Genomic DNA, 11,902 nt, shown 5'->3' on the forward strand with positions numbered 1-11,902 from the left:
GTCGGTGATCGGTCGTACCGCAAAATGGTTGTTTGCCTGCCGTGATCGACGAGATAGAATGACGTCACGCGCAGTACGATCCTGCTCGACGGCTGAGCGGAACGCGCTTTACCCTGGGCTCATGTCCACTTCGTCTAGGTTTCAACGGATCGCGGCTTCCGCTCCGCTCGTCCTCGCGCTGACGTTCCAACCCTCGGGGTCGAGCGCGGGTGAGACGCTGCCTTTCCAGGATCCCGGTCTGCCGATCGAGGTCCGCGTCAGCGATCTCCTCGGCCGGCTCACGCTGGACGAGAAGATCTCGCTCCTGCATCAGTTCCAGCCTGCCATTCCGCGGCTCGGCATTCCGGACTTCAAGGCCGGCACCGAGGCACTGCACGGAGTGGCCTGGTCGACCGATCGCGACAACGGCGGCGCCGTCGTGACGGCGACCGGCACGGTGTTCCCGCAGGCGATCGGCCTGGCGACGACCTGGAACCCGGATCTCATCCGGCAGGTCGGCGAGGCTGTCGGAGACGAAGTCCGCGGCTACCACGCGCTCGCCCCTCGCGTCTGGGGTCTGCAGGTATGGGCGCCCGTGGTCAACCTGCTGCGCGACCCGCGCTGGGGGCGCAACGAGGAGGGCTACTCCGAGGACCCGCTCCTCTCCGGCGCGATCGCCACCGCCTACGGGCGCGGCCTCGAAGGGGACGACCCGCTCTACCTGAAGACCGCGCCGGTCATCAAGCACTATCTCGCCAACAACAACGAGATCCGTCGTGACACCACGTCGTCGAATCTGCGCCCCCGCGTGAAGCACGAGTATGACGAGCTGGCCTTCAAGCTGCCCATCGCCGCCGACGCCGTGACCGGCGTCATGACATCTTACAACCTGGTCAACGGCAGGCCGGCGACCGTCAACCCGGATGTCGGCGAGGTCGTGCGGAGCTGGACGGAGAAGACGCTCTACAACGTGTCCGACGCCTGGGCCCCCAACAACTTGACCGCCTCGCAGAAGTACTTCGCCACGAGCGAGGAGGCCTTCGCGGCCACGCTCCTGGCCGGAGTGGACAGCTTCACCGTCGACGACGCCAACAGCGCGCGCACCATCGAGATTCTCCACTCGGCGCTCGCGCAAGGGCTCCTCACCGAGGAGGACATCGACGCCTCCGTCGAGCACGTCCTTTCCGTCCGCCTCCGGCTCGGCGATTTCGACCTGGATGGGGGCCCCTACGCCGACATCGGGCCCGAGGTCATCGACAGCCCGGAGCACCGCCAGCTGGCCCGCCGGGCCGCCGACGAGGCCATGGTGCTGCTCGAGAACAGGCGTCGCCTCCTGCCGCTGAACCCGGCGGCCACGCGGCGGATCGCGGTCGTCGGGCCTCTCTCGGACACGCTCTACACGGACTGGTACTCCGGGGCGCTCCCGTACCGGGTCACGCCCCTGGACGGCATCCGCGAGCGGCTCCCCGACGCCACCGTCCTCTCCAGCGAGGGCGTGGACCGGATCGTGCTGCGGGATGTCGCGAGCGGCCGCTACGTGACCGCCGGCGCGGACGAGGACGGGGACATCCTGCGCGTCAGCGCGGCCAGCGCGGGTCCCACCGAGGAGTTCGACGTGTTCGACTGGGGGCAGGGCATCGTCACGTTGCGCAGCGCGGCCAATGGCAAGGTGGTCGACCGCTTCAACTTCGGCCCCAACTTCGCGAACCAAGCCGCCCAGCCGTACGGCTGGTTCGTCCAGCAGCAGTTCGCCCTCGAGCCGCAGGGCGACGGCACGCACGTCATCCGCTACGCCGGCTACGAGAAGGCGTTCGACTGGGCCGGCCCCGAGGTCTACCTGACCATCGCCGAGGACGGCGCGCTCGCCCTGACCGCGACCGACGCGGCCCACGCGGCGCACTTCGCGGTCGACGTGGTCCGGAGCGGCGTCGACGAGGCGGTGCGCGCGGCGACAGGCGCCGACGCCGCCGTGGTCGTCGTCGGCAGTATGCCGTTCATCAACGGGCGGGAGGACCACGACCGCACGTCGATGGCGCTGGCCGAGTGGCAGTCCGCCCTGGTACGGGCGGTGCTCGCCGCCAATCCGCGCACCATCCTCGTGCTCGAGGCCAGCTATCCGCTGACCATCCCGTGGGAGAAGCTCCGCGTCCCCGCCATCCTGTGGACCAACCATGCGGGCCAGGAGACCGGCCATGCCATCTCCGACGTCCTTTTCGGCGACCACAATCCTGCCGGGCGACTGACCCAGACCTGGTACCGCTCGGCGGGCGACCTGCCGGATGTCCTCGAATACGACATCATCAAGGCCCGGCGGACCTATCTCTACTTCGACGGTGATCCGCTCTATCCGTTCGGATACGGGCTGTCGTACTCGACCTTTGGGTACGACAACCTCCAGCTGAGCGCCCGGTCGGTCCAGGCCGGCGACCCGATCTCGGTGCGCGTCGACGTCACGAACACGAGCCTGCGGGCCGGCGACGAGGTCGTTCAGCTCTACAGCCGCCAGCCATCGTCGCGCGATCCGCAGCCCGTCAAGCAGCTGCGGGCGTTTCGGCGGATCCACCTCGCGCCGGGCGAGAAGCGGACGGTCGAGCTCGCTTTCGCCGCCTCCGACCTGGCCCACTGGGACGTGACGCGGGGCCGCTGGGTCCTTGAGGCGGCTGGCGTCGAGCTGATGGTCGGCTCCTCCTCGGCCGACATCCGCCGGAGCGCGGTCGTGCGCGTGCGCGGCGAGCGCATCCCGGCGCGCGACCTCGCCCGCGAGACGCGAGCGCTCGACTTCGACGACTACGCCGGCATCGAGCTGGTCGACGAGAGCATGGAGTGGGGCGACGCCGTGGGCGCCACCGCGGGCGGCTGGCTCCGCTTCTCCGATGTGGAGCTGGGCAGCGGTGCCAGCCACTTCAGCGGCGGGTTCGCCCGCGCCGAGGCCGGCGACGCGCTCGTCGAGATCCGGCTCGACGATCCGGTCCGCGGCAAGGTGGTTGGGACCGCCGTCGTGCCGAGCACGGGCGACGTGTACGCATACACCACCGCGGCCGCCGAGCTCGACGGCGCTTACGGGCGACACGACGTCTACCTCGTGTTCCGTGGAGCCGCCCGCCTGTCGACCTTCGCGATCGACTGAGGGGCCTTTCGACGTAGGTCTCTTGCAACCCCGTCTCCGTGCCGGTTGTTCACGGCGCACCCACGTTCCCATGATGCCTTCCCCCTGCGGGGCCTCATGCGGCCGGTGAAGCGGATGAACCTATAAAAGTTCACGCGCCGCCCTTCTGGCATGCATGGTGAGTCTTCGCTGAGAGCTTCCATGTCGATGAAGCCGCCATCCGGCGCGCGTCGCCGGGGCGAGCCCCTCGACGGTCGGGCTCTCGAAGAGGGTCGAGACAGGGATCGTCTGGTCAAAGGAGCTCCGGAGCCGGAGCTCCAGCCGCACCACGCATAAACCGCACGGGGACTGAATCTTCGGGGGTCGTCGACCTCGTGGCTCCAGGTCGCGGCGGTCACCTCGAGCGTGTCAGCTCGCGCGCGCGAGGCCGACCGGGGCCGGGGCGCCGCTCTGGGCGAGGCGCTCGGCGAGGGCCTTGTCGTAGAGGGCCTGCTCGCTGGCCTTGTGGGCGGCCGTGAAGCGCACCAGGATCGCGCACACCGACGAGACGAGCGCGGCGAAGCCCAGCACCGCAAAGCAGTCCTGGGTGTCGCCGACCGCCTTGAGCAGAAAGCCCGCCGCGACAGCGCCGACATTGCCGCCCGCGCCCACGATGCCCGCGACGCCGCCGAGCGCCTTGCGATCGATGAAGGGCACGAGCGCGTAGGTGGCGCCGCACGCCATGTGCGTGAAGAGCCCGAAGCAGATCATCGCGACCACCGCCATCCCCGCCGTCTGCGTCCGGGAGAACCAGAGCAGGCCGAGCCCCTCGCCGACCATCAGCGCGAACAGGAGGGTCGTGCGCGCGTCCAGGCCCTTCCGATGGGCCAGCCGATCGGAGAGGATGCCGCCCACGGCGCGCGCGAAGAGCGCCAGGAGCCCGAAGCTGCCCGCAGCCATGCCCGCGGTCTGGAGATCCAGCTTGAAGCGGTCCACGAAGTAGCTGGCGGCCACGTTGTGCACGAAGAGCTCGATCCCGAAGCAGGCTCCGTACGTGACGAACAACATCCAGGACCGGTAGTTGCCCATCGCCGCCTTGAAGACCGCCCATCCGCCCTTCTTCCCGCCCTCGATCTCGACGCCCGCCGCGCGAAGGTCCTTGTAGTTCCCTTGCGGGCAGTCCTGGGTGAACTTCCAGTAGAGGACCGCCACGACGAGCATGAGCGCGCCCGGCACCACCATCGCGAGGCGCCAGCCCATCGAGGAGCTGACACCCGCTCAGCACCGCCGCGAGCACCCAGGGCATGGTCGACTGCGTGACCCCCCCTCCGGCGTTGCCCCAGCCCGCGCTCGTGGCGTTCGCGGTGCCGACCACGTTGGGAGCGAACATGACGGACGTGTGGTACTGCGTGATGACGAAGCTCGCGCCGATCATGCCGATCAGCAGCCTGAAGAACAGGAAGACCTCATAGCTCCGCGCCAGCGCGATCCCGAGCACGGGGATGGCGCCGAGCGCCAGCAAGCACGTGTAGGTCGCTCTCGGACCGTACTTGTCGCAGAGCGGCCCGATCACCAGACGACCCGCGACCGTGATTCCCACGGCGGCGATGTTGATGTTGGCGATCTGCTCCTTGGTCAGCCCGAATTCCCCCTTGATGACCGGCATCAGCGGCGCAACCGCGAACCACGCAAAGAAGCAGGCGAAGAACGCCAGCCAGGTCAAGTGGAATGCGCGCATCGCTGGAGTCGACAGCGAAAATAGCTCGATCTTGGTCGCCTTGGTAGCCTGGGTCATGGGTCCTCGTAAGGTGCGGTTCTGAAGGACCTCGCGGTGCGCAGCTCGAGGCCTCAGGACGGATCCATAAAACAAGGACCGTAAATGGGTCGTAAATCGTATGTTTCCGATCGGTGTCGGAGCACAAATGGGCTGCAGATGGTATGTTTCCGGTCGATGTCGGACCCTGGATGGGCTGTCGAACGTATGTTTCCGGTCGATGTCCGACGGCAAATGGGTTGTCGAGCGTGTGTTTCCGATGGATGTCCGCGCCGTGGCCATCACGGCACGCGGTGCGCGGTCAGGGCGCCTGCTGGTCAGCCATCGCGATCGGCGTCGAGGGGCAGTGCACCGGGCAGTGCGGCCCGCGGAGGGCGGCGCCGAGGCGCCCGTCGCCTCGACGAAGACGTTGTATTCGGCGCGGGTGACCGGGTGCGCGCCGATCCGAGCAGCCCGGATTGGAACCACACCACCGACGGAGGCAACACGAGCGCATCCTCCAGACACGGGAGTTGATCTACGGTAACGCAGGACACCAAATGGGGCGCACAGGAGGGGCCGGGGCTGCGCAGGAGCGCGCCGGGGCTGCGCAGGAGCGCGCCGGGGCTGCGTAGGAGCCACGGGGACGTGTGATGCGACACCAAATTGGGTGCGCAGGAGGGGCGCTGGGACCGCGCAGGAGCCGCTTGGTTGTACGTTAGGACACCAAATTGGGTGCGCAGGAGGGGGCTGAGACCGCGCAGGAAGGGCGCCGAGGCCGCGCAGGAGCCTGTCGGGGCCGCGCAGCAGGACCGCCAGGGCCACGCAGGAGGGGTGCTGGGATCGCGTAGGAGGCCGCCGCAGCCGCGCAGGATGTACGAGCGGAGCCCTGGTAACACTTCTGACCGGGAGCTGCGGTGACACTTCCTTGAGCTACAGGCCCATGCTCCGGGAGGACTGGAAACAGGGACCGGATCCTCGTCGGCGCGACACGCTCGCCGCGCTTTCTCGGACCGCCTGGATCTATACACGAACCGCTCCCCGTGGTCGCGGTACACACGAGCCTCTTCTCACGATCCGGCGTGAGTTCGCGCAGGTCACCGCGCCCTGGCCAGCTTCAGCTCCTTGTTCTTCAGGGTGACCTGCGCGAGCAGAACCGGGCCGTAGTACAGCTCCCAGACGTCATCGGCGCTCGGAATCAGCCCCACGGGCTCGCCGGCGAGCAGTGAGGAGACGGTGGTCTGCGCGCCCCCGAACAGCATCCGTCCTTGGTCGTCAAGGCGTCGAATGGCCATCGTGTCCGGGTACTCCGGCGACGAGGGCTTGCTCGGCATCGAGCGGCGCGAGGGCGTGTAGCGCGAAGCCGGCGTCCTCTGGCCGAGCGCCTCGTGCGGACGCTGATCATTGTACTCGTGCCGAAACCGATCGAAGACGCGCTGCTGCGCTGCCAAGTTGGCTTCTGGCGGCGATGTCGCCTCCGCCTTCAACGTCTTGTGCATTCGCTCGTGGCGGCCGTTCTGCTGCGGCTTACCGGGCTCGATCCGCTCGGGATGAATGCCGAGCTTGATCCAGCTGACCGAGAGCGCCGAGAGCCCACCGATGCCAATCGTGGCGAACAGCGGCCCGTTATCGGAGCGGATGCGGTGCGGCAGCCCGAACTCGCGGAACGCGCGCTCGAAGTGCGGCCGCACCGAGGCCTCGTCCGGCTTCGCCACGCCCTCGCACTTGAACAGGTACCGCGACGCCTGGTCCGTCAACGTCAGCGGGTGGCAGCGCGTCCTGTCGCCGAGCGCGAAGTGCCCTTTGAAATCGGCGCACCACGTGTCATTCGGCTGCTCGGCTGGAGCCAGCGGCGACGGCATCGCGGTCGTCGGCGTCACTACGCGGCGCCGACGGGGCCGGATCAGCCCGTGCTTCTTGAGCAACTCGCCGATGGTGCTCGTTGCTGGCAGCCCCTCGGCGCCCAGGCTCTCCAGCCGCGCACGCAGCTTCTTCGGCCCCCACGTGGGGCGCTCCTTCCGCAGCTCGATCAGCGCGTCGATGAGCGCCGCTGGCGTCGCATGCGGGAACGAGCGCGCCACGGGCCGCCGCTCCTCCAGCCCGCTCGGTCCGGCCTGCTCGTAGCGCTCCACCCACTTGTACCCCGTCTTCCGGCTGATGCCGAACCGCCGGCACAGCTCCGCGAACGTCTCGTCCGACTCGTTGACCTGCGCGATGAATCGAAGCCTCTCGTCCACTGAACATGTCTCTTTCCAGGGCACCGGCGCTCCTCCGTCGCCGGTCCTCTACGACATGTGTCACCTAAGCTCCCGGTCCGTCCGGGTGCTACCCAGGCTCCCGGTCTGAACCGTTACCCAGGCCACCGGTCCGTACCAGGCGCGGCAACCGCGGCGCTGGAAGACCCGCTGAACCCTGGCAACCCACAACGTCATTGTAATTTCGCGTGATATTTTTCTCGTGAAGAGGGCAAGGGCGTGAGGATTCCTGCGGATTGACGCGGCGCGATGAGCGTGAGTACGGTGAGCCCATGCGTTTCGTGGCGCATCTGTGCTCGGTGCTTCTCACGCTCGGGGCAGCGACAGGCTTCGCGAGCTCGGCCAGCGCAGGCGGTGCTGATCCGAAGGCGGGAGCGGGTGACAGATTGACGGTGAAGGCCCATGTCCACCGTGGTCAGAGAGCGCGCGATGCTGGACAGTGGATGGCGGCCTATGCTGCCTACAAGGCGGCCTTCGAGGCGGCGGACCCGACATCCAGCACCGTGTCAGAGCGCGTGCAGATCGCCGGGGAGCTCGGGTTGTGCGAGCTCGCGCTGAACAGACACCGTGACGCGGCCGAGCACCTGGCCTGGAGCCTCTCGCAGGGCGAGGCGCTCCCTTTGCCGCTGCAGCGAAGGTTCGAGGTCGGGCTACGGAAGGCAGCGTTCGACGTGGCAGAGCTCCGCCTGGCCGTGGATCCGCCGGACGCGGAGGTGTTCGTCGACGGCAAGGTCATCGTCCGGCCCGAGGGGGCCTACCAGCTCTTCGTGGAGCCGGGCCGACACACGGTGCGGGCCCGAGCGCCCGGCCACGAAGACGCGGTCCATGTCGTCGGCGCCGTGACCGGCGCGGAGCATGAGATCGTGATGCATTTGCCGCACACGTCGACGAGCGACGCCGAGGAGGGCGCGCCGGGGCCACCGAACGAAGCGCCGCGAGCCGTGCGCTCTCCGGCGACTCCGCGCACGGCGCCTCCCAACCCATGGGCTTCCTGGCCGGGGACGGCGCGGATCGGCGGTATCGCGCTGACGACGGCGACTGCGGCGGCCGGTGCGGTCTTTCTCCTTCGCGCTCATGTCGTCCATGGCGACCTGCGCGAGGGAGACGTCGTGCGCCGCGCGCAGGGATGGACGTCACACACCTGCCGCGAAGCGAGCGCTCCGGCGTCGTGCGCTGAGATTCACGACCAGGTGAACGAGCGGGACCTGTTCGCCACCCTCGGCAAGGTGTCGCTGGCGACGAGCGCCGTGTTCGGCGTGGTGACGGCGGCCTCTTTTTTCACGGAGATCGCCGTCTTCGGTGCGCGGCCGAAAGCGGCTGGCGTCCGCGTCGTGCCCATGGCGACGAGCGAACGGGCGGGGGTGCTCCTCGAGGGAGCATGGTGAGGCGGGGCGAGGTCATGCATTCCAGATCCGTGGGTCGCGGGCCAGGCGTCCTGCGTGCGCTGGCGTCCGTCGTGCTCGGTCTGGCCGGAGCGGCCGGCAACACGGGGTGCTACTCGGACAGCTGCGCAGAGTCCTACCTGTGCGAGCCGGAGCCGTCTCCTTGTGATGGGGATCCGACGACGGCGACGGCGCTCGACATGTGCGGCGTGTTCGTCAGCGAGCAGGGCGACGACAACGGCCCCGGCACGAAGGACGCGCCGGTGAGGACGTTGCAACGCGCGATCGGCCTCGCCGCGCACGTTCGACGGAACGGCCAAGCGCCGACCCGGCGCGTCTACGCGTGCGGCGGGTTGTTCGAGGAGGCCATCTCGCTCCCCCAGGGGGTCGACCTCTGGGGTGGCCGTCTGTGTGTCGGCGGCGACTGGTCCTACGGAGGGCCGCTCGACGGGCCGAACCCGTTGACCGTCATCGCGCCGCCCGTGGGGATCCCGGTGCGGGTCCTCGGGGGGGACGACGCGGTGGTCGCGGGGGACGACGCGACGTCGGTGATCTTCGGCGTGCGCGCCGTGGCGGCCGACGCCTCCGCGAACGATGGCAAGTCGTCGATCGCGATGATCCTGGAGCATGGGGCCCGGGCGATCGTGCGGGGGAGTGAGATCCTCGCAGGCGACGGCAAGGATGGAGAGCCGGGCGAGGACGCGCCGCGCTTCCGCGCGAGCGCCGGCGAGGTGGGGAACGACGGCGTGGACGCCTGCACGGCGAACGTGACGCCGGGCGCCCTTCCGGTCGTGACCGTGTGCGACGATGGGATCGAGTCGACGGGGGGCCAGGGGGGCGATGGAGGTCTCGGGACGGGTAGCGACGGGACGTCAGGACTTCCGCAACCGATCGGCACTCCGAACGACCGCGGCTCGGCTGGCACCAGCGCGTCCAGCATGCCGTGCACGGATGGAGGCCGCGGAGCAGCGGGCACCTCTGCTGAGCGCGCTGCCGGAGCGGCTGGCGCTGGCCTCTTGGACATGGACGGATGGATCGGCGTTCGCGGCGAGGACGGGAAGCCGGGTGGCGTCGGCCAGGGCGGCGGCGGGGGTGGCGGCGGCAAAGGGCACGACCCTATGCGCGACCCCATGAACGCGTGTGCGGCAGGTCGGCCCCAGGGCGGTGCGTCCGGCGGGAGCGGCGGCAGCGGTGGGTGCGGGGGCAAGGGGGGCAAGGGCGGCGACTACGGCGGCGCGAGCATCGCCGTCGTGGCGTTGAAGGGGAGCGACCTCACGGTCGATGCCAGCACGGTGCTCGGGGCCAAGGGCGGCAATGGCGGGGTCGGCGGAACGGGCCAGTGGGGAGGCCTTGGCGCCGACGGCGGCCGACGTGGACGCGGTGCAGCGACCGAAACGTCGCGAGGGTGCGACGGAGGCTTTGGCGGCGACGGCGGTCGCGGGGGCGACGCCGGCGGCGGTCTCGGTGGCCACTCGCTCGGCATCGGCTCCGTGGGCGCCTCCGTGGCCATCTTGGAGCGAGCGACGGTCTCGCCCGGACAAGCCGGTAAGGGGGGGCCCGGCGGCAATGCATCCGCGGAAAGCACGTACGGCACGGGGGGAAATGGGATTCAGCAGTTCTGGTACAGGTTCGATGAGCAGGATCCGGAGCCACCTCGATGAACCGTTGTGGGGCGCACGGCAGGACACGCGCATGAGAAAGACCACCGCTGCTACCTTCGTCCTTCTGCTGTCGCCGTGGGCCACCGGCTGCGGAGCTGCTCCCGGCGTGAACGACCCTGGCGTGACGCCTTGTGAAGGCACCTCATGCGAGAACGAACCGCCCCCGGAGTCGGTCTGCGTGGAGCACGTTGCCGCCGGTATCCTCGACGACGGCTGCGGCGTGTTCCTCGCGGGAAACTACGGTTTTGGCGACGACAGGAACCCCGGCACGAAGGCGAAGCCGGTGTTCACCGTCGAGCGCGCCATCGAGCTCGCGCGCGCCGGACGAGGGCGCGTGTTCCTCTGCAATGATGGATTCATCGTGGGTCAGTTCAGGGTGCCCTCCGGCGTGGATCTTCTCGGGGGGTTCCACTGCCGGAAATGGGCGCGCGACCCCCTGCTCCCGTGGACCCTGTTCAATCGACTGCCGGTCGACGGCCCCATGGTGATCGTCGAGCCCGCGGGCCCAGAGGACAGCGGCGCCGTGGACGGGGTGTCGACGCTCGCCGACCTCCACTTCATGGCGCAGGGTCCGATCGGCGTGCTCGCTCAGTCCAACACGGCAGTGGAGATCCTGCGGAGCGAGATCGGCGCGGACGGCGGAGTGGCAGGCATCGACGGCGAGGAGTGGCCTCGTTACAGCCCACCGGACGGACCGGATGGCATGTTCGCTGCAAAGGCATGTTCGGCGGCCGTCGTCGCCGGCGGGCCTGCGGCCGTGAACCGGTGCGAGAGCGGCCACACGAGCATCGGCGGCAAGGGAGGGGATGGGTTGCCCGACAGCGCCGAGGATGGAGGTGACGGTGAGCCCGCTTCAGGGCGGGACTCTTCGCCCTCCGGGGTCGGTGGCGCCGCGGAGCAGGACAACGCCCTATGCCATGCCGGATCCGACGGGGCCGCTGGGGTTCCGGGGACGCGGGGGGCGCCCGGCACGGGCGTCGGGCGCCTCACCGAGAGCGGGTGGGAGGGCGACACGGGGGGCGAGGGGACGTGGGGCACGCCGGGCCAGGGTGGCGGCGGCGGCGGCGGTCGCCGGGGCGGGCTCGCCGTGTGCGGCGCGGCTTCCAAGGGAGGCGGAGGAGGAGGCTCGGGCGGGGCCGGAGGTTGCGGAGGTCGAGGGGGTCGCGGCGGAGCGAACGGACATCCGGCCATCGGCGTCCTCGCGCTTCACGCCCGGGTGACCGTGCGCGATAGCGTGATCACGACGGTCTCCGGCGGCAAGGGCGGCGACGGCGGGCCACCCCAGGAAGGCGCCCGAGGCGGTCGAGGCGCACCGGGCGCTGCCCAGGAGGACATCATTTATGGCTGCAGGGGCGGCGGCGGCGGCCAGGGAGGGCCCGGCGGCTACGGCGGTCCAGGGCGCGGCGGCGACTCGATCGGCGTCGCCTACCTCGACGAGGACCGGCTCACGCTCGAGGGCGTCACCTTCGAGATCGGACCAGCGGGCCATGGCGGCATCAGCTGGAACCTCGATGGCAGCACGACGATGGCGGAGGGCGGCAACTCCGCCGAAACGCTGCGGTTTCCCGAATAGCCGGAGTGAAGCTTGCAGCGGCGAGCTCGCCGGCTCGGCCGAGGCAGCGCCACCACGGATCAGGACAGCCAGACGCCCGGAGGAACGTCCAAGTCACAACGCCGCGGCGCTGCCTTTGCGCGCACCCACCCGGAATATCACGCGGATGCATACAACGAAGGGAAACGCCTCTGGCTGAGCGCGGTATTCAACAGCCCCAACGACCTCGCTATCA

The 11,902-nt window shown here is 69.5% G+C and carries 7 protein-coding genes and 1 pseudogene; 5 read left to right on the top strand and 3 right to left on the bottom strand.

The features are described from left to right. Nucleotides 1-121: 121 nt before the first annotated feature. Complete coding sequence (locus POL72_RS47325; RefSeq protein ID WP_272103676.1) at nt 122-3,106, top strand: glycoside hydrolase family 3 C-terminal domain-containing protein; 2,985 nt, start codon at nt 122-124, stop codon at nt 3,104-3,106. A gap of 387 nt (nt 3,107-3,493) precedes the next feature. Here the strand turns inward: POL72_RS47325 and POL72_RS52400 are convergent, their stop codons facing one another. After that, nucleotides 3,494-4,324 carry an MFS transporter gene (locus tag POL72_RS52400; RefSeq protein ID WP_272103678.1) on the bottom strand — a complete coding sequence of 277 codons (831 nt, stop codon included), beginning with the start codon at nt 4,322-4,324 and terminating at the stop codon, nt 3,494-3,496. Nucleotides 4,325-4,415: 91 nt separating this feature from the next. Continuing rightward, nucleotides 4,416-4,730, bottom strand: a pseudogene (locus POL72_RS52405) (MFS transporter); the annotation flags it as partial. Here POL72_RS52405 and POL72_RS52410 point away from each other — a divergent pair. Continuing rightward, nucleotides 4,654-4,884, top strand: a complete 231-nt coding sequence (locus POL72_RS52410; protein WP_272103681.1) for a hypothetical protein — start codon at nt 4,654-4,656, stop codon at nt 4,882-4,884. The pseudogene POL72_RS52405 and the gene POL72_RS52410 overlap by 77 nt on opposite strands. A 1,030-nt stretch (nt 4,885-5,914) precedes the next feature. Here the strand turns inward: POL72_RS52410 and POL72_RS47345 are convergent. Further along, a complete protein-coding gene (locus POL72_RS47345; protein ID WP_373372326.1) occupies nt 5,915-7,078 on the bottom strand; it encodes an IS481 family transposase in 1,164 nt (387 codons plus the stop codon). A gap of 437 nt (nt 7,079-7,515) precedes the next feature. Here POL72_RS47345 and POL72_RS47350 point away from each other — a divergent pair, with 437 nt between their 5' ends. From POL72_RS47350 to POL72_RS47360, 3 genes are read left to right on the top strand one after another with little or no spacing between them, the layout of a single operon-like run. Further along, nucleotides 7,516-8,457, top strand: a complete 942-nt coding sequence (locus POL72_RS47350) for a hypothetical protein (RefSeq protein WP_272103685.1) — start codon at nt 7,516-7,518, stop codon at nt 8,455-8,457. A 14-nt stretch (nt 8,458-8,471) separates the two neighbouring features. Next, nucleotides 8,472-10,115, top strand: a complete 1,644-nt coding sequence (locus tag POL72_RS47355) for a hypothetical protein (RefSeq protein ID WP_272103687.1) — start codon at nt 8,472-8,474, stop codon at nt 10,113-10,115. A gap of 31 nt (nt 10,116-10,146) precedes the next feature. Then, nucleotides 10,147-11,688 (top strand): hypothetical protein, encoded by a 1,542-nt coding sequence (locus tag POL72_RS47360; protein WP_272103688.1) that lies wholly within the window; start codon nt 10,147-10,149, stop codon nt 11,686-11,688. The last annotated feature ends 214 nt before the right edge of the window (nt 11,689-11,902 follow it).

The sequence above is a fragment of the Sorangium aterium genome (assembly GCF_028368935.1).
In the GTDB taxonomy this organism is placed as follows: Bacteria; Myxococcota_A; Polyangia; order Polyangiales; family Polyangiaceae; genus Sorangium; species Sorangium atrum.